Raw genomic sequence first — 21,820 nt, forward strand, 5'->3', positions numbered from 1 at the left:
CCGCGGGGCAGGCGGCGACCGTGACGACGACGATCGAGGTCGACGAGGACGAACGCGGTCCCTGGACGGTGCTGAGCATCCGGGGCGAGCTGGACCTGGTCACCTCCCCGCGGCTACGCCGACGCGTGCACGACGCCGTCGCGGGCGGCCACCGCGACCTGGTGGTCGACCTGTCCGCCGTCCGCTTCTGCGACTCCAGCGGCGTCGGCGTCCTCATCGGCGCCCGCCGCCTGCTGCGCTCCTGCGGCGGACGGCTCCGCCTGATCCTGCCCGCGGCTGACGCCGAGGGGGAGGCGCACGTCGAACGCGTCCTCTCCGCCCTCGGCGTCCGCCGCCTCTTCGACGTCCACGGGGACGTCGAGGCGGCCGTCGGCGAGGAGCCGCTCGGCGAGGAGCCGCTCAGCGAGTGCCGAACCGCTCCCTGAGCTTGTACTTGAGCACCTTCCGCAGGGTCTCGTTGCGCGGCAGGGCGTCCACGACCTCCAGTTGTTCCGGCAGCTTGTGGACCGAGAGCCCCGCCTCGCGGAGGTACGCGGTGACGGCGCCGAGCGTCAGCGGCGCGGCGCCCGGCGGCTGTTCGACGACGGCGCAGACGCGTTCGCCGCGCTCGGCGTCCGGCAGGCCGATGACGGCGGCGTCGCCGACGTCCGGGTGGCCGGCGAGGAGGTCCTCGATCTCCTTGGCGGAGATGTTCTCGCCCTTGCGGATGATGATGTCCTTGATGCGGCCGGTGAGGACGAGGTGCCCGCTCGGGGTCAGGTGCCCGACGTCCCCGGTGATGAGGAAGCCGTCCTCGTCGAAGGCGGCGGCGGTCTGCGCCGGGTCGAGATAGCCCCGGCAGACGGCCTCGCCGCGCAGCCGGACCTCGCCGTCGGCGGTGACGCGTATCTCCATCCCGGCGGGCGGGCGGCCCTCGGTCGTCGCGAGATTCTCGACGGTGTCCTCCGGGTCGCCCATGGTGATCATCGGGACCTCGGTCATCCCGTACCCGTGGGTGAGCTGGCAGCCGAGCTCCTTGCGCACGGCGTGGTAGACCTCCGGGGGCTTCGGCGCCCCGCCGCCCGCGAGGAGGCGGAGGGTGGGGATGACGGGCCGGTCCGGCGTCTTGCGCTGCTCGGCGAGGAACATCGAGTAGAAGGCGGTGGAGCCGCCGGCGACGGTCACGCCGTGCGCGTTGTACTCGGCGAGCGCGTCGGGCAGGGCGAACTGCTCGAACATCACGGCGGGGAACCCGTACAGCAGGAGCATCACCGTGTAGTCGGGCCCGGCGATGTGCGCGTACGGGAAGGCCATCGAGCCGACGTCCTCGGCGGTCAGCCGCAGCGCGTGCGCGAGGCAGGAGCCGCCGGCGAGGAGCGAGCGGTCGGTGTGCAGGACGCCCTTGGGGTCGGAGGTGGTGCCGGAGGTCCAGTAGATCCAGCGGACGTCGGTGCCGGAGGCGGGCGGAGGCGGCAGGACGGCCGGGTCGCCGTCGGGGAGGCTCTCGGGGGAGTAGGCCTCGAAGATCCCGCGCGCGCCGAGCCGCCGGGCCATGTCCGTGTGGTCGAAGCCGCGCCAGACGCCGGGCACGGCGAAGAACTCGGCTCGTGACTCGCGGAGCGCGAAGCCGACCTCCTTGTCCCGGTAGAAGGGGATCACCGGCGTCTGTACGGCTCCGACGCGGGCGAGCGCGAAGGAGAGCACGGCCGTCTCGATCCGGGTCGGCAGCTGCCAGGCGACGACCGTCCCCGGCCGCACGCCCATGCCGTACAGCCCGGCGGCGCACCGTTCGGCGCGGTCGCGCAGGCCGCCGAAGGTGAGGACGCGGTCGCCCTGGAGCAGGACGGGCCGGTCGGGGGTGAGGGCGGCGCGGCGTTCGACGAGCTCCCAGAGCGTGCGGGACTCGCCCAGGGCGTGTGCGGTGTCGGTCATCCCGTACTCCTCACGACTGACGTTCCGTCAGATGGTGCGGCGAGCGTAAGGGCAGGGCGCTTGTCGGTCCAGGGGTGCGGGGCTAGCCTGATGCCGTCAGATCTGACGGGTCATCAGAAACGGGAGAGGGTCCCATGAGCTCCAGCGCGGAACTGCCCCGCATCATCAGCGTCGACGACCACGTGATCGAGCCGGCCCACCTCTTCGAGACCTGGCTCCCGAAGAAGTACCGGGACCGCGGGCCCAAGGCCCTCACCGCCGGGATCGGCGAGCTCGCCTACGTCGCCGGGAAGTACCAGATCACGATGGACCCCGACGGCCCGCCCACCGACTGGTGGATCTACGAGGACCTCAAGTTCCCGTACAAGCGGAACATCGCCGCCGTCGGCTTCGACCGCGACGACATGACCCTGGAGGGCATCACCCGCGCCGAGATGCGCCGCGGCTGCTGGGACCCCAAGGCGCGCCTCGCCGACATGGACCTCAACCACGTCGAGGCCTCCCTCTGCTTCCCCACCTTCCCGCGCTTCTGCGGGCAGACCTTCGCGGAGGCGCAGGACAAGGAGGTCGCCCTCGCCTGCGTGCGCGCGTACAACGACTGGATGGTCGAGGAGTGGTGCGGCGACAGCGGCGGCCGGCTGATCCCGCTCTGCATCATCCCGCTCTGGGACATCGACCTGGCGGTGGCGGAGATCCGGCGCAACGCCGCCCGCGGGGTCAGGGCCGTCACCTTCTCCGAGATCCCCACCCACCTCGGCCTGCCCTCGATCCACTCCGGCTACTGGGACCCCTTCTTCGCCGTCTGCCAGGAGACCGGGACCGTCGTCAACATGCACATCGGGTCGTCGAGCCAGATGCCCGCCGCCTCGCCCGACGCCCCGCCCGCCGTCCAGGCCAGCCTGAGCTTCAACAACGCGATGGCCTCGATGATGGACTTCCTCTTCTCCGGCGTCCTCGTGAAGTTCCCGACGCTCAAGCTGGCCTACAGCGAGGGCCAGATGGGCTGGATCCCGTACGCGCTGGAGCGCGCCGACGACGTGTGGGAGGAGCACCGCGCCTGGGGAGGGGTCCGCGACCTGATCCCCGAGCCGCCGTCCACGTACTACTACCGGCAGATCTTCTGCTGCTTCTTCCGCGACAAGCACGGCATCGCCTCGCTCGACGTCGTCGGCCGGGACAACGCCACCTTCGAGACCGACTACCCGCACGTCGACTCGACCTTCCCGCACACCAAGGAGGTCGCCCTCGACCACGTCCAGGGCCTCGACGACGAGACGGTCTACAAACTGATGCGGGGGAACGCGATCCGCATGCTCGGCCTCGACTTCGACAAGGGCGTCGACCTGGGCTTCGGCACGGGCCGGTCCTGATGGATCTCACCTGCTCGGAGGAGGAAGAGGAGTTCCGGGCGCGGCTCCGCGCGTGGCTGATCGCCACCCTGCCGACGCTCCCGGCCCGGCCCGACCCGCTCGACTGGCCCGCCCGCCGCGCGTACGACTGCGGCTGGCAGCGCCGCCTGTACGACGCCGGGTACGCCGACACCCACTGGGACGCGTCCCCCACCCAGCGGCTGATCTTCCTGGAGGAGACCGAGCTCGCGGGCGCGCCCTACGTCGGCGCGAACTTCGTCGGGCTGCTCCACGCGGGCCCGACGATCGCCGCCGAGGGCACGGCCGCGCAGCGCGAGCGCTGGCTGCCGCCGATCCTGCGCGGCGACGAGGTGTGGTGCCAGGGCTTCAGCGAGCCCGGAGCCGGCTCCGACCTCGCCTCGCTCCGCACCAAGGCCGTCCGGGACGGCGACGCGTACGTCGTCACCGGCCAGAAGATCTGGACCTCGCACGCCGAGGTCGCCGACTGGTGCGAGCTCCTCGTCCGCACCGATCCCGACCCGGCGGCCTCCAAGCACCGGGGGATCAGCTGGCTCGCGATGCCGATGGACGCGCCCGGCGTGACCGTGCGCCCGCTGCGGACGCTCGCCGGGTCGACGGAGTTCGCGGAGATGTTCCTCGACGAGGTACGGGTCCCCGTCGCGAACCGGGTCGGCGAGGAGAACGACGGCTGGCGCGTCACCATGGTCACCCTCTCCTTCGAGCGGGGCACGGCCTTCGTCGGCGAGGTCGTCGCCTGCCGCCGCCTCCTCGGCGAGCTGGCCCGCACGGCACGCAAGAACGGCACCTGGGACGACCCGGTGCTCCGCCGGCGGCTCGGCCGGCTGTCCGCCGAGTTCCAGGCGCTGTGGCGGCTGACCCAGGCCAACGTCAGCGAGGCCCAGGCCACCGGCGGGGTCCCGGGCGCGGGCGGCTCCGTCTTCAAGCTGCACTACTCGCACGCCCGCCAGGAGCTGTACGAGGCGGCCGGGGCCGTCCTGGGCCCCGACGCGCTCGACCTCGACCGCGAGTGGAACCTCGACCGGCTGTCCTCGCTCTCGTACACGATCGCCGCCGGCACCTCCCAGATCCAGCGCAACATCGTCGCCGAGCGCATCCTCGGCCTCCCGAAGGGCCGGTGACCCGACGCATGGACTTCCGACTCACCGAGGACCAGCACGCCCTGCGGCGGGGCGTACGGGAGCTCCTCGACCGCCGCTTCGACCGGGACGCGCTGCGCGCGGCCGTCGACGCCGGGGGGCTCGACCGGGAGCTGTGGCGGGAGCTCGGCGCGGCCGGGTTCTTCGCGCTGCGGCTCCCCGAGGAGGAGGGCGGGGTCGGGCTCGGGCTGCCGGAGGCCGTGCTCCTCTTCGAGGAGGCCGGGCGGGCGCTCCTGCCGGGACCCCTGGTCTCCACGCACGTGGCGGCGGGGGCCGTGCCGGGCGCGGCGGAGGGCGAGGTGGTGGTCACGGAGGCGGCCGAGGGGCTGGTGCCGTGGCTGGACGCGGCCGACGTCGTCCTGGGGGACGCGGCCGGGGCCGTACCGGTGCGGTCGGTGGATCCGCTGACGCCGCTGCACCGGGTGCAGGGCCGGGCGGAGGCCGACCCGGTGTCCGTGCTCCTCACCGCCGCCGAGCAGGTCGGCAGCGCGGAGCGGACGACCGGGATGGCCGTGGCCTACGCCCGTGAGCGGGAGCAGTTCGGGCAGGCCATCGGCGCCTTCCAGGCGGTCAAGCACCTCTGCGCCGGGATGCTCGTCAGGGCCGAGCTCGCCCGTGCGGCGGTGCGGGCCGCGTCCGTCACCGCCGCGCCCGCCGAGGTCGCGGGCGCGAAGCTGCTCGCCGACGAGGCGGCGACCGGGAACGCCCGGGACTGCCTCCAGGTCTTCGGCGGCATGGGCTTCACGTGGGAGGCCGACGTGCACCTGCACCTCAAGCGGGCCTGGGTGCGGGCGGAGCTGCGGCTCCCGGCGGCGCGTGCGGAGGAGCTGGTGGCGGCGCACCTGTGAGGCCGAATCGTCACATCGTGTGACGAGAATGTCACGCAATGTCGATATCGGGTTGTGTCCTTCGGAGGGGCCGTCGCGACCGGGAGACGGTCTTCCGCTCCGGTACTCTCCGTGGGATGCGTTCGACTACCCGCAGCGTGCGTCGCACAGTATGGACCATGCGTACTCCTTCGCGCTGGAATATGCCCGAAGCGCTTGTTGCGGTGACTGTACGTCAACCATGCTGTCCCATAAGGGAATCACGTTCCGTAAAGGTGTGTCCGCCGGTTCGGATGGTGTGAGCGGTGCAGGTGCTTCAGGTGCAGTTGGAGGTCGGGCCCGACCCGGCTGAAGTAGGGCGAGCCCGGAAGTGGGCGCGCTCGCGTCTCGTCGGATCGGGCATAGGGGACGACGAGCCGCTCACGGAGACGCTCGTGCTGATCGTGTCCGAGCTCGTGACCAACGCCGTGGTGCACACCGGCTGCCCGGCCGTTCTGCGGATGGCCTTCGCCGCCGGCGGCGGCGTCCGGGTCGAGGTCGCCGACACGAGCGACCGGCCGCCCCGGCCCCGGCACGCGCAGGGCGACGACACCAACGGGCGCGGCCTCGAACTGGTCGACGGGCTCGCGGACCGCTGGGGCTGGCAGCCCGAAGGCGCGGGGAAGAGCATCTGGTGCGAGGTCGACCGGGTCACGCCCGCCCCGGCGTCGGCGGTGTCGCCCGGACGGGTGCACTGTTGACGGTTCGTGGCGCTTTGCCCACTCTGGTCTGAGCGATTCGTTGCGAGGGGAGCCGAGGGCCGCGACGGCCCTCGGCGTGTGCGGGTCGTGGCCGGGTGGCGGCGGGTGTTCGTGCCGTGCTCGGGGTGCGCGCGAGCGCGCCGCCGCCCGCGAACGTACAAGCGTGTAAAGCGCTGTTCAGAGGAGTGCCACCGGCGCCACCGGCGTGCCCGTGCCGCCGACGAAGGGCTCCGGCATCGCGGAGAGCAGGAAGGCGTAGCGCCGCTCCTGTGCACAGGCTGTGGACAGTTCCTCCAGGTTCCAGTTCTGCCCCTGGAGCATCCCCATCTCCACCAGGTCGAGCGCGTGGACGGGCATCCACAGGTCCTCGATCTCCGGCGGGAAGATCTCGAAGGTGAGCGTGTCGTTGGCGACGGCCGCGACGTCGCGGGCGTGGAACCACTCGGGCGTACGGATCGACAGGCCGGGCGAGGGGAACGCGTACCCGTGCCTGTCCCCGGCCAGGTACGCCTGGATCTGTCCCGTCCGTACGAGCACGATGTCACCGGCCCGGACCGTGACCCCGCCGAACTCCGCCGCCTCGTCGAGGTCTTCCGGCGTCACGGCGTGGTCGCCGGGCAGCCGGTCGACGCCCTTCGCGGCGGCGACGTCGAGGAGGACGCCCCGGCTCACCACGTGCCGCGCGGTGTGGATGCCGCTGTACGCGGAGCGGCCGTGCGCGGTGATGGTGTCGGCGGGCCGGCCGTTGTAGATGCGGCCGGAGTGCGAGGCGTGGGTGAGGGCGTCCCAGTGGGTGCCCGCCTGGAGGCCGAGGGTCACGGCGTCGTCGCTGGTGGCGACCGTGCCGGGTCCGAAGATCTCCTGGTTCACCTGGACCATGACGTGGAGCGGGTTGACCCGGCCCGGGATCATGCCGGTCTGCACGCCGTCCTGCTTGAGGTCGACGGCGAGCGGGATCCGTCGGCCGGTGCGGACGGTCGCGGCGGCCTCCCTGACCACCTCGTCGGTGACGAGGTTCAACGTCCCGATCTCGTCGCCCTGGCCCCAGCGGCCCCAGTTGTTGACGCGCTTGGCGATCTCGTGAAAAGCGGCGGGGAGGGACATCGGGGCCTCCGGGGGCTTGTTTTCCGGTATCTGACGGACCGTAGAATCCTGACGACGTACGAATCTAACGGACCGTCAGAAAATGCGGGAAGGGGCCGGGCGTGGGGAACTTCTTGGCTGGCAAGGTCGTCGCCGTGACGGGCGCGGGGCGCGGCATCGGCCGCGCCGTCGCCCTCGCGTGCGCGGCGGAGGGCGCGAAGGTCGTCGTCAACGACTACGGGGTGTCGATCGAGGGCGGCGAACCGACCTCGGAGATCGCCGCCGAGGTGGTGAAGGAGATCGAGGCCGCCGGCGGCACGGCGATCGCCGTCGCCGACGACATCTCCACGATGGCCGGCGGCCAGCGGATCGTGGACGTGGCCCTCGCGGAGTACGGCCGCGTCGACGGCGTCGTCTGCGTCGCCGGCATCCTGCGCGAGCGGATGCTCTTCAACATGTCCGAGGAGGAGTGGGACCCCGTCGTCGCCACCCACCTCAAGGGCACCTTCACCGTCTTCCGCGCGGCCTCGGCGGTCATGCGCAAGCAGGGCACGGGCACGCTCATCGGCTTCACCAGCGGCAACCATCAGGGCTCCGTCGCCCAGGCCAACTACTCGGCGGCCAAGGGCGGGATCATCTCGCTCGTACGGTCGGCCGCCCTCGGCCTCCACAAGTACGGCGTCACCGCCAACGCGGTCGCACCCGTCGCGCGGACCCGGATGTCCGCCAACGTCCCCATGGAGCTCAAGGAGATCGGCGAGCCGGAGGACGTGGCCGCACTCGTCGTCTACCTGCTGTCCGAACGGGCCCGGGACGAGAAGATCACCGGCCAGGTCTACACGATCGCGGGCCCGAAGATCGCCGTCTGGGCGCAGCCGCGCGAGCTGCGCGCCGGGTACGCGGAGGGCGGCTGGACCCCCGAGCGGATCGCCGACTTCCTGCCGGGGACGGTGGGCAAGGACCCGATGCCGATGCTGGAGCGCCTGGAGGAGATGGCGCGGGCGGCGGCGGCCGGCGACCGGCCGAACGCGGCCCCTGAGGGCAGGAAGGGGAACGGCTCATGAGGGGCGTCGTGTTCGACGGCAAGTCCGTCCGGGTCGTCGACGACCTGGAGGTGCGCGACCCCGGACCCGGCGAGGTCCTCGTCGGGATCGCCGCGGCAGGGCTCTGCCACAGCGACCTGTCCGTCGTCGACGGGACCATCCCCTTCCCGCCGCCCGTGGTCCTCGGCCACGAGGGCGCCGGCGTCGTCGAGGCCGTCGGGCCCGGCGTCACCCACGTCGTACCCGGCGACCACGTGGCCCTGTCCACGCTCGCGAACTGCGGGGCCTGCGCGGACTGCGACCGGGGACGGCCGACGATGTGCCGGAAGGCCATCGGGATGCCGGGGAAGCCGTTCTCCCGCGGCGGGCAGCCGATCTTCCAGTTCGCCTCGAACTCCTCCTTCGCCGAGCGGACCGTCGTCAAGGCCGTCCAGGCCGTGAAGATCCCGAAGGACATCCCGCTCACCTCCGCCGCCCTCATGGGCTGCGGCGTCCTCACCGGCGTCGGAGCCGTACTCAACCGCGCGAAGGTCGGCCGCGGCGAGACCGTCGTCGTCATCGGCACCGGCGGCATCGGCCTCAACGTCATCCAGGGCGCCCGGATCGCGGGCGCGCTGACGATCGTCGCCGTCGACACCAACCCCGACAAGGAGGCCGTGGCCCGGCAGTTCGGCGCCACGCACTTCCTCGCCTCCACCGACGGCGTACGGGAGATCCTGCCGACCGGCGCCGACCACGTCTTCGAGTGCGTCGGCCACACCGGACTCGTCCGCACCGCGATCGACCTCCTCGACCGGCACGGCCAGGCGATCCTGCTCGGCGTGACCGCGCCGACCGCCGAGGCGAGCTTCCTGCCCGCCGCGATGTTCCTGGACAAGTCGATCCTCGGCTGCCGCTACGGCTCCTCGCGGCCGCAGAAGGACATCGCGCTCTACGCCGAGCTGTACCGCTCGGGGAGCCTGCTCCTCGACGAGCTCGTCACGGCCACCTATCCGGTGGAGGAGTTCGGGCGGGCCGTGGAGGACGCGGAGAAGGGGAAGGTGGCGCGGGGCGTGCTCACCTTCTGAGCGCCCTGGCCCACGGGCCCCGCCCCGGCCGAGGCCGACCGGGACGGGGCCGACCGGGACGGGGCCGACCGGGGTGGGGCTGCCCGGGGCGGGGCTGCCCGGGGTGGGGCTGCCCGGGGTGGGGTCTGGCGGGGCCCCCGGGGCGGGGCCTGGCGGGGCCGACCGGGCGGGGCCTGGCGGGGCCGACCGGGCGGGGCCCGAGGTCTCACTCACCGAATACCCCTGGAGACAGGACCGTCCACCGCCTACGGTCCCCTCATGTCCTATCGCGAGCTCGCCACCCGACCCGTCCTCGCCTGGTCCGCCGTCGCCGTCGCCGGCCGGCTGCCCGTCGCCATGGCGCCGCTCGCACTCGTCTTCCTCGTACGGGAGCGGCCCGGCGGCTACACCCTCGGGGCGGTCCTCGCCGCCGCGTACGTCATCGGCGAGATCGTCGGCGCCCCCCTCCTCGGCCTGCGCCTCGACGCCGAGCGGGCCCGCCCGCAGCTCGCCGCCGGACTCGCCGTCGGCGCCGCCGCCTTCACCGCCCTCGGCCTGCTGGCCGACGCCCACCCGCTCGTCCTCGGGGCCCTCTGCGTCCTCGCGGGCATCGGCCCCGCCGCCGTCCCCGGCGGCCTGCGCGCCCTGCTGACCAGCCTCGTCCCCGAGCGGTCCGTCACCCAGGCCATGAGCGGCGAGTCGATCCTCATCTACGGCGTCTGGGCCGCCGCCCCCGCCCTCGCCACCGGCATCGCGCTCGGCGCCGGACCCGCCGTACCGCTCCTCCTCATGGGCGCCCTCATGCTGCTGTCGATCGCCGGGCTCTGGACGCTGCCCGTCGGCTGGACGACCGAGCCGCCCGAGAAGGGCGTGTCCGCACGCCGGGTGCTGGCGCGGGTCTGGCCGGTGTACGTCCTCGGGGCCGCCGGACTCTGCCTGCTCGCCCTTGCCGAACTCGTCCTCCCCGCCCTCCTCGAACAGCGCGGGATCGCCCTCGGCTGGGCCGGACCGCTGCTCGCCGGATTCTCGGTCGCCTCGGCCGTCGGCGGCTTCGTCTACGGCCTGCGGAGCACCTGGCCCGGCACGCTCGCCGCCCAGTCCGCGGCCCTCGTCCTCACCGTCTGCGCCGGGATCGCGCTCGTCGCCGTCGTCCCGTGGACGGCGGGCATCGGCATCGTCCTCGCCCTCTCCGGCCTGCTCATGGCCCCGTCATCCCTCACCCGCAACCTCGCCCTGCGCCGCCTCCTGCCGCCGTCCGCGCTCGCCGCCGGGTACTCGCTGATGTACGCGGCCGTCGGCGCGGGATACGCGGGCGCGGGCGCGCTCGCGGGCTGGCTGCTGACCGTCGTCGCGCCGTCGACGGCGATCCTGTACGGCGTCGGGCTCACGGTCCTGCTCGTCGCGGTGGGGGCGGCCGGGGAGCGGCGGCTGACCGCTCGGGCGGCTCAGTCCGATGCCTTGGCGGAGGAGGCCCGGAAGGTCCTCCGGTAGGCGGTCGGCGTCACCCCGATCGCACTCATGAGGTGCGCCCGCAGCGACTGCGCCGTCCCGAAGCCCGCGTCGTGCGCGATCCGGTCGATCGGCAGCCCCGTGGACTCCAGGAGGTGCCGGGCCCGCTCCACGCGCTGCTGGGTCAGCCACTGCCCCGGGCTGACGCCGACCTCCTCGCGGAAGCGGCGCGTGAACGTCCGTACGCTCATCGCCTCCCGCTCGGCGAGGTCGCGCAGCTGGATCGGCTCGTGGAGGTGGGCGAGGGCCCAGGCGCGGGCGGCGGTCGTGGTGTGCGTACCGGCCTCCGGCATCGGCCGGGCGATGTACTGCGCCTGGCCGCCGTCGCGGTGCGGCGGGACGACGGTCCTGCGGGCGACGTCGTTGGCGACGGCGGTGCCGTGGTCGCGGCGGACGAGGTGCAGGCACAGGTCGATGCCGGCGGCGACGCCGGCGGAGGTGAGGACGTCGCCGTCGTCGACGAAGAGGACGTCGGCGTCGACCCGCACCTCGGGGAAGAGCCGCTGGAAGTGCTCGGCGGAGGCCCAGTGCGTGGTGGCGGGCCGCCCGTCGAGGTACCCGGCGGCGGCCAGCACGTACCCGCCGGTGCAGATGGAGACGAGGCGGGTGCCGGGCCTGATGTGCGCGAGGGCGGCGGCGAGTTCGTCGGTGAGGCGGCCCTCCTCGTAGACCGGACCGAGCTCGTAGGAGGCGGGGACGACGACGGTGTCGGCGGTGGCGAGGATCTCGGCCCCGTGCTCGACGTGGACGGCGAAGTCGGCGTCCGTCTGCACGGCTCCGGCGGTGGTCGCGCAGGTGAGGATCTCGTACAGCGCCCGGCCCTCGGAGTCCTTCGCGCGCCCGAAGATCCGGTGGGGGATGCCGAGTTCGAAGGGGAGGAGCCCGGGGAGGGCGAGGACGACGACGCGGTGCGGGCGGTGGTGCACGGGCGGTGCTCCCTCCGAAAATCGATGGTGGTCCAGACCATAGGGCTGGTACGAGTAGGTGTCCGTGACGGACAACACGTACAAGCCCGAGGCGGCCGCGCGCATTCCGACGACCGCGCACCTGCCTCCGCCTCTCTGGAACCGCAACTTCCGGCTCTTCTTCACCGCGAGGGCGGTGGCCGTCCTCGGCGAGGGCATGGTCCCGGTGGCCTTCGCGGCGGGCCTGCTCGGCGCCGGACACCCCGGGTCGACGGTCGGGTACGCGCTCGGCGGCTGGACGGCGGCGTTCGCGCTCTTCGTCCTCTTCGGCGGCGTCCTGGCGGACCGCTTCACCGCCCGCCGCATGATGATCCTGGCGGACCTGCTCCGCCTCCCCGCCTCGGGCGTCCTCGCGGTCACCTTCGCCCTCGGCGGCCCGCCGCTGTGGGCGGTCTACGCCCTGTCGGTCCTCAGCGGCATCGGCGCGGCCCTCTTCCAGCCGGGCGTGGCGTCCACGATCCCCCGCATCGCCCCCGACGTGCAGCGGGCGAACGCCGTCCTGCGGGTGGCGGAGGCCCTGATGACGATGGCGGGCCCGGCGGCGGCGGGCGTGCTGGTGGCGCTCTGGAACGCGGGGGCGGCGTTCGCGGTGAACGGCGTGACGTTCGCGGTGAGCGCGCTGTGCCTGACACTGATCCGCCTGCCCCCGCTCCCCTCGGACAAGGCCCGAAGGGGCAGTATGGCCTCCGAACTGGCCCTGGGCTGGCGCGAGTTCACCTCCCGCTCCTGGCTCTGGGGAGTGATCGCGATCTGGACGGTGTACGGCCTGACGGTGGCGGGCCCGATGGTCCCGCTCACCGCGAGCCTGGTCACGGCGGAACACGGCCCGGCGACCTACGGCGTCCTGATGGCCGTCAACGGCGCCGGCAGCGCGACCGGCGGCCTCCTCGCCCTCCGCCTCCGCCCGACCCGCCCCCTCGCGGCGGGCGCGGTGGCCCTCCTCGGCCTCCCGGTCAACCTCCTGCTGCTCGGGACGGGCGCCCCGGTGGGCCTCCTGGTGGCGGGCCAGTTCACCGGCGGGGCGGCCTTCGCGTTCTGGCTGGTCATGTGGTCCACGGCGGTCCAGACACACGTCCCGCAGGACTCCCTCAACCGCATGCACGCCTACGACGTGGCCGGCTCCCTCCTGATGATGGGCGTGGGCCGCACCCTCTCGGGCCCGGTGGCCGCGACGGTCGGCACGGAAACGGTCCTCCTCACGGGCGCGGCCATCGCCGTCCTCGTCGCCACGGCCCTCCTGTCGACCCGCCCGATCAGGAGGCTGCCGAGGGCGACGGGGTGAATCCGACAGCTCGGTCCCTGGGCCCGGTCCCTTGGGCCGGTTCGAGTGGCCCGATCCGTTGGAAACGTGTCATTCGGGCCAATGGTCGGGCGGGGGCGGGGCCGGGATGCTGAAGGGCATGGCTCAGACAACTGAGAGCAGCGCTCCGCCGCTCGTCCCCTCGCCGCGGTCCTCCTCCCGCGTCCACCGTGCCTGGTTCGTCGCGGCCGTCACCTTCGTCACGATCATCGGCGCCGCGGCCTTCGCCTCGCTCCCGGGGCTGTTGATCGAGCCGCTCCACGCGGAGTTCGACTGGTCGCGGGGCACGATCGGCTTCGCCGTCTCCGTGAACCTCGCGCTCTACGGGCTCACCGCCCCCTTCGCCGCCGCCCTCATGGACCGGTTCGGCATCCGGCGGGTCGTCGCCGTCGCGCTGACGGTCATCGCCGTCGGTTCGCTCCTCACCGTCTGGATGACGGCGGCCTGGCAGCTCGTCCTCTACTGGGGCGTCCTCGTCGGCCTCGGCAGCGGCTCCATGGCCCTCGCCTTCGCCGCGACCGTCACGAACCGCTGGTTCACCGCCCGCCGCGGCCTCGTCACCGGCATCCTCACCGCCGCGGGCGCCTCCGGCCAGCTCGTCTTCCTCCCGCTCCTCTCCTGGCTCGTCGAGCACCACGGCTGGCGCCCCGCCGCCGTCACCGTCGCCCTCGCCGCCCTCGCGGTCGTCCCCTTCGTCTGGCTCCTCCTGCGCGACCACCCGGCCGACGTGGGCCTCGCCCCGTACGGCGGCGAGTACGCCGAGAAGCCCGCCCCCGTCACCGGCGCCGCCCGCCGCGCCGTCACCGTCCTCCTCAAGGCGGCCCGCACCGGCCCCTTCTGGCTGCTCGCCGGCACGTTCGCGATCTGCGGCGCCTCCACCAACGGCCTGGTCAAGACCCACTTCGTCCCCGCCGCCCACGACCACGGCATGCCCGTCACGGCCGCCGCCGGGCTCCTCGCCGTCATCGGCGTCTTCGACGTCGTCGGCACGATCGCCTCCGGCTGGTTCACGGACCGCTTCGAGGCCCGCCGCCTCCTCGCCGTCTACTACGCCCTGCGCGGGATCTCGCTCCTCTTCCTGCCCGTGCTCCTCGCGCCGGCCGTCCACCCGCCGATGCTGTTCTTCATCGTCTTCTACGGCCTCGACTGGGTCGCCACCGTCCCGCCCACGATCGCCCTCTGCCGCGAGCAGTACGGCGAGGACTCGGCGATCGTCTTCGGCTGGGTCCTCGCCTCGCACCAGGTCGGCGCCGCCCTCGTCGCCTTCGGCGGCGGCCTCGCCCGCGACGTCTTCGGCAGCTACGACCCGGTCTGGTACGCCTCCGGCGCGCTGTGCGCGGCGGCCGCGCTGATGGCCCTGGTCATCCGGCGTCCCCGATCGGCTTAGGGCCGGCCGCATCCGCCGGCGGCCGCTCCAGGAGGCGGCCCGCACCTCACGGCGTACCGCCGCGGCGTGCACCTCCACTGCCGCCGCTACCGCCGGCAGGACGTGTACCCCGACCTGCGGATGCTCGACGGCCGAGGAGCATGATGTCCCCAGGGGGTGATCGCCGTGAGCGGTCCTGAAAGGGGGCGCACGCACGCCCGGATGCTGCGGGTGTCGACGCTGGCGCTCTGCCTGGAGGGCGGGGTGGGCCTGGCGGCGCTGATGACGGTGGGGCTGAGCGGCGAGACGCCCGCGCCGGGCGACGAGGGCTACGAACCCCTGGGGCTGCTGCTCCTGCCCTTCGCGGCGGTCCTCGGCGTCCTCCTGGCCTTCGCCGTCTCCGCCGTCCTCGTCATGCCGGTCGCCCTCCTCGGAGGGGACCTGGCCCGCCGTTACGGGGGCGGCCCCGGCCGCTGGCAGCTGGGCCTTTCGGCCGTCGCCGGGATGCTCCTGCAGCCGCTGGGAGGTCTGTGGGGCTGGCTGGCGGGCACGGTCGCGCTCTTCGTGGCGGCGCTGTTCGCCTCCCGGGCCAAGCAGGGCCACTTCGTCGCCCTGCTCCTCTGGGGCACGGTGGCGGTCGTCGCCGCGTTCACGGCGGGCGCGGCGATCCTGTACGTACAGGACTGACGCGCCCCGCCGCCGCGGGCGTCAGGCGTCGAACCGCCCGAACCGCCCCCGGTGGAACAGCAGGGGACCGGCCTCGGCATCCGCCTCCACCGCGCCCAGGGCCTCCACCCGCCCCACCACGATCAGGTGGTCCCCGCCGGTGTGCACGGTGGTGATCGAGCAGTCGATCCAGGCGGGCACCCCGGCGAGCCGCGGCGAGCCGGTGCCCGGGGCCGGGCCCCATTCCACCCCGGCGAACTTGTCGCCGCCGCTGACGGCGAAGGACCGGCAGAGCGGCCCCTGCGCCTCGCCGAGCACGTTGACGCAGAACGTCCCGGTCGCCGCGATGCGGGGCCAGCTCGTCGACGTACGGGCCACCATGAAGGCGACCAGGGGCGGGTCGAGGGAGAGCGAGGCGAAGGACTGGCAGGCGAAGCCCGCGGGACCTTCTGCGTCGAGGGCCGTGACGATCGTGACCCCGCTCGCGAAGTGACCGAGGACGCGGCGGAATTCGGCGGGGTCGACGGGCATTCGCTCGTCCTCCCGCACCGCGCGCAGTACCGGCCGTGGCAGTGGTTCGACGGCCGTGGGCGAACCGGCCGCTCTCAGGTGTCGGACGGCGGTGGCCGCCATCCCCGCGTGTCCCATCACACCGTCATTGAAGCTGACGGTGCGTCAGATAGGAAGGGCTTCGGCCCGGGGGATGACGGCCACGGTGGTGCGCGGCTTCTTGTGGACTCAGCTGGCGACCGCCACCGTCGCCCGCGTCCAGGCGACACCGGAGTAGTGCCCGGTCCGGCGGGCGGTCACCTTCACGGTGAGCGCCTTGCCGCGCTGGGCGGTGGTGGGGACGAACGTCGCCCTGGCCGCGCCGCGGCCCTTGGCCACGGCGGACGTGCTGACGGAGGTCTGCGTCGGGTGCCCCGCCTCCCGCGCGATCACGGCCACGGACAGCTGCTTGCCCCGGAGCGTCGACGGAATCGTGTACGTGGAGGCCGTGGCCCACGCGATCGCGACCCCGTTCGCGAGATCGTGACCGGGTTGGTGTCCTGGGGCTGGTAGCGCGTGTACACCCGTGTACACCCGTGTCTTGAGGGTGCCGAGCGGTCGTGCGGCGCGGTGCCGGTGACCTTCGGCGTGGTCTTGCCCTACCGCCCCACGTACCCCGCCTCCCTCCGCTCCACGAAACTCGCCACCCCCTCCTGCGCGTCCCGCGTCCCCATGTTCAGTTCCTGGGCCGCCGCCTCCGCCGCGAGGGCGGTCGTGCGGTCCACGTCCAGGGAGGTGTTGACCAGCTGTTTCGTCAGGGCGATCGATCGGGTCGGGCCTTGGGCGAGCCGTTCCGCCCATTCCCTCGCCAGCTTCGGGAGTTCCTCCGCCGGGACGACGCGGTTCACCAGGCCGAGCCGTTCCGCGTCCGTCGCCGACACCGCGTCGCCGAAGAACATCAACTCCTTCGCCCGCTGCGGCCCGATCAGCCGGGGCAGGAGGTACGCCCCGCCTCCGTCCGGGACGAGTCCCCGCCTTACGAACACCTCCACGAACCGCGCCGACTCCGCCGCGAGCACCAGGTCGCACGCGAACGCCAGGTGCGCGCCGATGCCGGCCGCCGTGCCGTTCACCGCCGCGATGACCGGCTTCTCGCAGTCCATGACGGCGGTGATGAACCGCTGCGCGCCGAGCCGGATCATCCGGGAGACGTCTCCGACGACCCGGTCCGTACCCGAGGGGGAAGGCGCACCCCGCAGGTCCGCCCCTGCGCAGAACCCCCGGCCCGTCGCCGTCACGACGACCGCCCGGACGTCCGGGTCGGCGGAGGCGTCCGCGAGCAGCCCGATGATCCGTTCCCGCTGGTCCCAGGTGACCGCGTTCATCGCCTCGGGCCGGTTCAGCGTGATCCAGGAGACGCCGTTCTCGACGGAGTGGAGTACGTCCGACACAGTTCACAGCTCCTTAGCGGCAGACCGCCAGCGCGTCCAGGGCCACCGCTCCCTGCCCGCGCGGCAGCACCATCAACGGGTTGATGTCCAACTCGGCCAGGTCGCCGTCCAGTTCGAGGGCCATCCGCTGCACCCGCAGTACGACCTCCACCAGGGCGTCGACGTCCGCCGCCGGCGCCCCCCGCACCCCGTCGAGCAGCGCCCGTCCCCGTAGCTCCGTGAGCATCGACCGGGCCTCCCGTTCGCCGAAGGGCGGGACGCGTACGGCCGTGTCGCCCATGACCTCCACCAGGACGCCGCCGAGCCCCACCGTCACCGTCGGCCCGAAGAGTTCGTCGCGGGTCACCCCCACCACCATCTCCACGCCCCGCCCGACCATCTGGCAGACGAGGATCCCGTCCAGGTCGATGGACTCGTACCGCGCGATGTCGGTGAGCTCCCGGTACGCGTCCCGCACCTGGCTCGCCGACGTCAGCCCGACCTTCACGAGCCCGAGCTCCGTCTTGTGCGCGAGCTGCGCGCCCGACGCCTTCATGACGACCGGGTACCCGACGAGCCCCGCGGCCCGGACCGCCGCCGCCGCGCTCGTCACGAGCTGCTCGCGCGGCACCCTGATCCCGTACGCCCGGAGCAGCTGCTTCGCCGCGTGCTCGCTGAGCCGCCGTCCGGGCCGCATGAGCGCCTGCGCCTTGCGGAAGGAGGGGGAGGGGGTGCGGGGGGCCTCGTCGAACGGCGAGCTGTAGGAGGCGGTGAAGCGGTGGTGGTCGAGGTAGGCCTTCACGGCCCCGATGCAGTTGCCGAAGGTGCGGAAGGTGGCGACGCGCGACGAGCCGAGCAGCGTCGTCCGGTACGCCTCCTCCGTCCCGACCGGCGACCCCCACACCACGCACACCAGCTTGTCCGTCGCCTCGGCCGCGTCGACGAGGTCCTGTGCGAGCTTGTCGCTCATCGGGGGGAAGGGGCCGGTGATCGGACAGATGAGGACCCCGACCTCCGGGTCCGCGAGGATCGCATCGATGATCTTCCGGCCGCGCCAGTCGCCCACCGGGTGGCCGCCGTTGTCGACGGGGTTCGAGACCCCGAGGTACTCGGGGATCCACTGGTGCAGCTCGTCCTGCTTGGCCTGCGACAGCGACGGGAGCTTCAGGCCCGCCGCCGTCGCCAGGTCGGCGAAGTGGGCCCCCGTACCGCCCGAGATCGAGTAGACGACGACCCCTTCGGCGACGGGCCGCCGCGCGCGGGCGAGGAGGGTGGCGGTGTCCTGGAGCTGGTCGAGCCCGTCGACCCGGATCACCCCGAACTGCCGCATCGCCGCGTCCACGACCTGGTCCGCGCCGGTCAGCTTCCCGGTGTGCGAGGCGGCGGTACGGGCCCCGGTCTCCGTCCTGCCGACCTTCACCGCGACGACGGGTACGCCCTGCCGGGCGGCCTGGTCGGCGGCGAGGAGGAAGGAACGGCCGTCCTTGAGCCCCTCCACGTAGCAGGCGACGGCCCCGACCTCGGGAAGCCCCGAGAAGTACGAGAGGAAGTCGGCGGTCTCCAGGTCGGCCTCGTTGCCGACGGGCGCCCAGTGCGAGATCCGGACGCCGAGCTCCTGGAGCGCGAAGACGGGTCTGCCCTGGTGGCCGGACTGGGTGATGAGCGCGATCGCCGGTCCTTCGAGGTCCTCGCGGAAGCGCTCGAAGGCGTTGAGGTTGGTGTTCGGGCCGAGGAGCCGGAGCCCGGAGCGGCGCACGGCGGCGGCGAGCCGCTCCTGCGCGGCGGCGCCGGCCTCCCCGGTCTCGGCGAAGCCGGAGGCGAAGGCGACGGCGAACTTCACCTTCGTGTCGGCGAGTTCCTCGATGACGGGGAGCGGGTCGCCGACGAGGAGCACCGCCAGGTCGACTGGCTCGGTGAGCGCGCCGACGCTCGGTACGCAGTCGATCCCGAAGACCGTCTTGCGGGTCGGGTGCACCGGCACGAGGCGGGCGCCGACCCGCTCGGCCCAGGCGAGCAGCTGCCGGGTGATTCCGGTGTTCGGGCGGCCCTCGGCGTCGGAGGCGCCGACGACGGCGACGGACTGGGGCCGGAAGAAGCGGTCGAGGTCGGGGACGGGGGCGTGCAGCGGGCGTCCGCTGACGTCCTGGTCGCCGGGGGCGGCGGTGACGCCGTGCACCACGACCGGGGGTGCCTCGCCGCAGGCGACGACCCGGGCGCGGAGATCGGTGGTGAAGGTGCCGTGAGTCGATCCAAGCATCGTTCCGCTCCACCTTCCGCCCATGACCATTAACCTGACGCTCTGTCAGGTTACAGAACTGACGGCCAGTCAGGAATGGTTGTGCGGAGGGGATGTTGGTGGAGATGTTGGGGGGAGTTGTTGGATGCTGTGGTCTGGCCGCGGGCTGTCACCCACTCCGGGCCAACCGTCGCGCGATCTTCTCCGCGTCCATCGCCAGCTCCCGGAACATCCCGCTGATCGGGTTGGTGAACCCCGTGAAGTACAGCCCCGGCGCCGAACGCGGACACCGCGCACCGTGCGCCACCGGCCGCCCCCGCCCGTCGAGCACCCCTTCCAGGTGGCCGAGCAACGGCTCCAGCGCCCGCCGGTAGCCGGTCGCGGCGACGACCGCGTCCGGGGCGATCCGGGAGCCGTCCGCGAGGAGGACCTCCCCGCCCTCGAAGCCCTCGACGGCCGCGACGACCTCGACCTTCCCGGCCCGCACGGCATCGATCAGGCCCACGTCCTGCACCGGCACCGCTCCCTCCCGCTGCCGGGTCGCGAGCCCCTTCTCCGGTCGCGGAAGCCCGTACGCCGACAGGTCCGGCATCGCGAGCCGCGCGAGCCCCGCGCCCATCCGGTCCACCAGCCACACCGGCAGCCGCCGCACGAGGATGCCCGTCCGCTGGGCGGGCCAGCCGGCCGTCGTGCGGCGCACGATGTGCGGCACGGTCCGCACCGCGAGCCGCACCCGCGCCGCCCCGCCGTCGGCGAGGTCGGCGGCGATCTCGGCCCCGGTGTTCCCGACGCCGACGACGAGCACGTCCTTCCCCTCGTACGGTCCCGGGTTCCGGTACGCGCTCGCGTGGACGAGGTCCCCGCCGCCGAGCGCGGGGTCGGTGTACGCGTCGAGCCCCGGCCACTCGGGCAGGCGCGGGGTGTGGTTGAAGCCGGTCGCCACGACGACCGCGCGCCCGGTGAGGCGTCGGCCGCCGGTGGCGTGCAGGACCCAGCCGGCCGGGTCGGGCTCGATACGGGTGACCTCGACGCCCGTGACGACGTCGAGCTCGTGCTTCTCCGCGTACTTCTCCAGGTACCGCACCACGTCCGCGCGGGCCACCCAGCGCCCGAAGGCGCGGGGGATCCGCAGGCCGGGGAGGCCGGAGAGGCGGCGGGTGGTGTGCAGCCGCAGCCGGTCGTAGTGGCCTCGCCAGGAGGCGCCGACGGCGTCGGACTTCTCCAGGACGACGGCCCGGACACCGCGCTCCTGCAACGCGGCGGCGACCGCGAGCCCGCCGGGCCCGGCGCCGATGACGTACACGGGGTGCACGGGGTACGCGGGCGGCTCATGGGGGGTGATGACCATGAACGCTGAGCGTAATGACGCGTACACGCCGTGGGTCTCGACGGGGAGGGGGTTCGGTTGCGAATCGGTCACGCACCCCGGGCCGCGGACTGGGGTGCAGCCCGGGGCGCAGACCGGTCTGCCCCTACGGAGACGGGGGAGTGGGCTCGGTCGGCTCGGTGGGGGCGTCGGTGGTCGGGGCCGGCGGGGTGGCGGGCTCGGTGGGGGCGTCGGTGGTCGGGGTCGGCGGGGCGGTGGGTTCGGTGGGGGCGTCGGTGGTCGGGGCCGGCGGGGCGGTGGGTTCGGTGGGGGCGTCGGCCGTCGGCGTCGCGGTGACGGCGGGGCCTTCGTACGCGGGCGTCGACCCCGAGTCCGTGGCGACGGCGAGGCCGAGGAACAGCGCGCCGGCGGTGAGGACGGCCACCCCCGCCCCGGCGAAGGCGATGATCCGGCCGAGCCGGGGGGCCGCCGGGGCCGCCGGGGCCGCCGGGGGCACAGGGGGTGCCGGGGGCGCGGGCGGGGTGGGCGGCGCGGGAGGCGTCGGCGGCAGGGGCGCGGTCGGCGGCTCCGGCGCGGCGGCCGCGTCCCGCCCCGTGGTGGCCGGCTCCGGAACGGCCGTCCCCACCACCGGCGTCGAGCCCGTCGACCGGGGTCCGCCCACCTCCGCCGCCACGATGTCCGCCGGCGGCCCGAGCCGGTCGAGCACGGCCCGTACCGCCGCCGCGTGCTTCGCGTCGGCCTCCTCGAGGCCCGCGTCGATGTGCTCGACGATCTCCTGGCGGAGCTCCGCCCGCCGCTCGGCGGGAAGGAAGACGGCCGCGTTGTCCAGGCGGCGCAGGTACTCGTCCACGAGCTGGTCTCGCCTCGGGGTGGTCATCCGTGGCTCCCTTCACTGCTGAGCAGGTTGTCGACGGTGGTCTTGAAGGTCCCCCACTCGGTGGAGAACTCGGCGAGCGCCGCCCGCCCGGTGGCGGTCAGCGTGTAGTAGCGGCGGGGCGGGCCGGCGTCGGACTCGCGCCAGACGGTGTCCACCCAGCCCTCCTTCCGCAGCCGGGAGAGCAGCGGGTAGATGGTGCCCTCGCTGGTCTCCATCCCGTGGGCGTCGCAGAGCTCGCGCACGAGGTCGAAGGCGTACCTCTCGCCGTCGCGCAGCAGCGCGAGAACGCAGAACTGAAGGATTCCACGGCGGAGTTGGCTGACTCCTGATCGCGATCCACTGGGCAGTACCATGTGTCGCAAGGTACCTGCCGATGAATGGTTCCCGCAAGCACGCGCAAGCACGCGCAAGAGCAGCCGTCCGCACCTCTTGCGCCCGGCGCCTCCCCTGCGCTGAACTGACGTACCGTCAGATATGA

General features: G+C 73.4%; 21 protein-coding genes. 11 read left to right on the forward strand and 10 right to left on the reverse strand.

All coding sequences use genetic code 11. The annotated features are described in order from the left end of the window. Positions 1 to 20 precede the first annotated feature (20 nt). Positions 21 to 425 carry an STAS domain-containing protein gene (locus tag AB0G79_RS04245; protein ID WP_360799869.1) on the forward strand — a complete coding sequence of 135 codons (405 nt, stop codon included), beginning with the start codon at positions 21 to 23 and terminating at the stop codon, positions 423 to 425. Here AB0G79_RS04245 and AB0G79_RS04250 read toward each other — a convergent pair. Next, a complete protein-coding gene (locus AB0G79_RS04250; RefSeq protein ID WP_360799872.1) occupies positions 400 to 1,911 on the reverse strand; it encodes an AMP-binding protein in 1,512 nt (503 codons plus the stop codon). The genes AB0G79_RS04245 and AB0G79_RS04250 overlap by 26 nt on opposite strands. Before the next feature lie 134 nt (positions 1,912 to 2,045). Between AB0G79_RS04250 and AB0G79_RS04255 the strand changes: the two genes are divergently transcribed. The 4 genes from AB0G79_RS04255 (at position 2,046) to AB0G79_RS04270 (ending at position 6,005) form a co-directional block, all read left to right on the forward strand. Beyond that, positions 2,046 to 3,281 carry an amidohydrolase family protein gene (locus tag AB0G79_RS04255; RefSeq protein WP_360799875.1) on the forward strand — a complete coding sequence of 412 codons (1,236 nt, stop codon included), beginning with the start codon at positions 2,046 to 2,048 and terminating at the stop codon, positions 3,279 to 3,281. Then, the gene (locus AB0G79_RS04260; RefSeq protein WP_360799878.1) at positions 3,281 to 4,420 is read left to right on the forward strand and encodes an acyl-CoA dehydrogenase family protein; all 1,140 of its coding nucleotides are present in this window, start codon (positions 3,281 to 3,283) and stop codon (positions 4,418 to 4,420) included. Before AB0G79_RS04255 ends, AB0G79_RS04260 begins: the two co-directional genes overlap by 1 nt. A gap of 8 nt (positions 4,421 to 4,428) precedes the next feature. After that, on the forward strand, positions 4,429 to 5,286 hold the full coding sequence (locus AB0G79_RS04265; protein ID WP_360799881.1) for an acyl-CoA dehydrogenase family protein: 858 nt from the start codon (positions 4,429 to 4,431) through the stop codon (positions 5,284 to 5,286). A gap of 284 nt (positions 5,287 to 5,570) precedes the next feature. Beyond that, entirely contained in the window at positions 5,571 to 6,005 is a 435-nt protein-coding gene (locus AB0G79_RS04270; RefSeq protein ID WP_360799884.1) for an ATP-binding protein, read from the forward strand. Positions 6,006 to 6,182: 177 nt separating this feature from the next. Here the strand turns inward: AB0G79_RS04270 and AB0G79_RS04275 are convergent, their stop codons facing one another. Further along, positions 6,183 to 7,109, reverse strand: coding sequence for a cyclase family protein (locus AB0G79_RS04275; RefSeq protein WP_360799887.1), 927 nt, complete (start codon positions 7,107 to 7,109; stop codon positions 6,183 to 6,185). 101 nt (positions 7,110 to 7,210) lie between these two features. Between AB0G79_RS04275 and AB0G79_RS04280 the strand changes: the two genes are divergently transcribed. From AB0G79_RS04280 to AB0G79_RS04290, 3 genes are all read left to right on the forward strand, one after another. Next, positions 7,211 to 8,152 carry an SDR family NAD(P)-dependent oxidoreductase gene (locus AB0G79_RS04280; protein WP_360799890.1) on the forward strand — a complete coding sequence of 314 codons (942 nt, stop codon included), beginning with the start codon at positions 7,211 to 7,213 and terminating at the stop codon, positions 8,150 to 8,152. Continuing rightward, on the forward strand, positions 8,149 to 9,198 hold the full coding sequence (locus AB0G79_RS04285; protein ID WP_360799893.1) for a Zn-dependent alcohol dehydrogenase: 1,050 nt from the start codon (positions 8,149 to 8,151) through the stop codon (positions 9,196 to 9,198). Before AB0G79_RS04280 ends, AB0G79_RS04285 begins: the two co-directional genes overlap by 4 nt. A 258-nt stretch (positions 9,199 to 9,456) precedes the next feature. Beyond that, positions 9,457 to 10,668, forward strand: a complete 1,212-nt coding sequence (locus tag AB0G79_RS04290) for an MFS transporter (protein WP_360799896.1) — start codon at positions 9,457 to 9,459, stop codon at positions 10,666 to 10,668. On the opposite strand, the gene AB0G79_RS04295 is transcribed toward AB0G79_RS04290, so the two are convergent. After that, positions 10,623 to 11,612: a helix-turn-helix domain-containing protein gene (locus AB0G79_RS04295; RefSeq protein ID WP_360799899.1), complete on the reverse strand. Its 990-nt coding sequence runs from the start codon at positions 11,610 to 11,612 to the stop codon at positions 10,623 to 10,625. The genes AB0G79_RS04290 and AB0G79_RS04295 overlap by 46 nt on opposite strands. Positions 11,613 to 11,670: 58 nt before the next feature. On the opposite strand from AB0G79_RS04295, the gene AB0G79_RS04300 reads away from it, so the two are divergent. The 3 genes from AB0G79_RS04300 (at position 11,671) to AB0G79_RS04310 (ending at position 15,004) form a co-directional block, all read left to right on the forward strand. Beyond that, complete coding sequence (locus tag AB0G79_RS04300; protein WP_360799902.1) at positions 11,671 to 12,933, forward strand: MFS transporter; 1,263 nt, start codon at positions 11,671 to 11,673, stop codon at positions 12,931 to 12,933. 118 nt (positions 12,934 to 13,051) lie between these two features. Continuing rightward, positions 13,052 to 14,338 (forward strand): MFS transporter, encoded by a 1,287-nt coding sequence (locus tag AB0G79_RS04305; protein WP_360799905.1) that lies wholly within the window; start codon positions 13,052 to 13,054, stop codon positions 14,336 to 14,338. A gap of 165 nt (positions 14,339 to 14,503) precedes the next feature. Then, the gene (locus tag AB0G79_RS04310; protein ID WP_360799908.1) at positions 14,504 to 15,004 is read left to right on the forward strand and encodes a hypothetical protein; all 501 of its coding nucleotides are present in this window, start codon (positions 14,504 to 14,506) and stop codon (positions 15,002 to 15,004) included. A 21-nt stretch (positions 15,005 to 15,025) separates the two neighbouring features. Here the strand turns inward: AB0G79_RS04310 and AB0G79_RS04315 are convergent, their stop codons facing one another. The 7 genes from AB0G79_RS04315 to AB0G79_RS04345 form a co-directional block, all read right to left on the reverse strand. Then, on the reverse strand, positions 15,026 to 15,616 hold the full coding sequence (locus tag AB0G79_RS04315) for a flavin reductase family protein (RefSeq protein ID WP_360800582.1): 591 nt from the start codon (positions 15,614 to 15,616) through the stop codon (positions 15,026 to 15,028). Between the two features lie 105 nt (positions 15,617 to 15,721). Further along, complete coding sequence (locus tag AB0G79_RS04320) at positions 15,722 to 15,931, reverse strand: glycoside hydrolase Chb (RefSeq protein WP_360799911.1); 210 nt, start codon at positions 15,929 to 15,931, stop codon at positions 15,722 to 15,724. Between the two features lie 200 nt (positions 15,932 to 16,131). Then, a complete protein-coding gene (locus AB0G79_RS04325) occupies positions 16,132 to 16,923 on the reverse strand; it encodes an enoyl-CoA hydratase-related protein (protein ID WP_360799914.1) in 792 nt (263 codons plus the stop codon). Between the two features lie 13 nt (positions 16,924 to 16,936). Continuing rightward, positions 16,937 to 19,159 carry an acetate--CoA ligase family protein gene (locus AB0G79_RS04330; protein WP_360799917.1) on the reverse strand — a complete coding sequence of 741 codons (2,223 nt, stop codon included), beginning with the start codon at positions 19,157 to 19,159 and terminating at the stop codon, positions 16,937 to 16,939. 148 nt (positions 19,160 to 19,307) lie between these two features. Then, complete coding sequence (locus AB0G79_RS04335) at positions 19,308 to 20,486, reverse strand: NAD(P)/FAD-dependent oxidoreductase (protein ID WP_360799920.1); 1,179 nt, start codon at positions 20,484 to 20,486, stop codon at positions 19,308 to 19,310. A gap of 124 nt (positions 20,487 to 20,610) precedes the next feature. Further along, a complete protein-coding gene (locus tag AB0G79_RS04340) occupies positions 20,611 to 21,342 on the reverse strand; it encodes a hypothetical protein (protein WP_360799923.1) in 732 nt (243 codons plus the stop codon). Further along, positions 21,339 to 21,695: a PadR family transcriptional regulator gene (locus AB0G79_RS04345; RefSeq protein WP_360799926.1), complete on the reverse strand. Its 357-nt coding sequence runs from the start codon at positions 21,693 to 21,695 to the stop codon at positions 21,339 to 21,341. Before AB0G79_RS04345 ends, AB0G79_RS04340 begins: the two co-directional genes overlap by 4 nt. Positions 21,696 to 21,820 lie beyond the last annotated feature (125 nt).

Source organism: Streptomyces sp. NPDC020807 (genome assembly GCF_040641575.1).
Classification (GTDB): domain Bacteria; phylum Actinomycetota; class Actinomycetes; order Streptomycetales; family Streptomycetaceae; genus Streptomyces.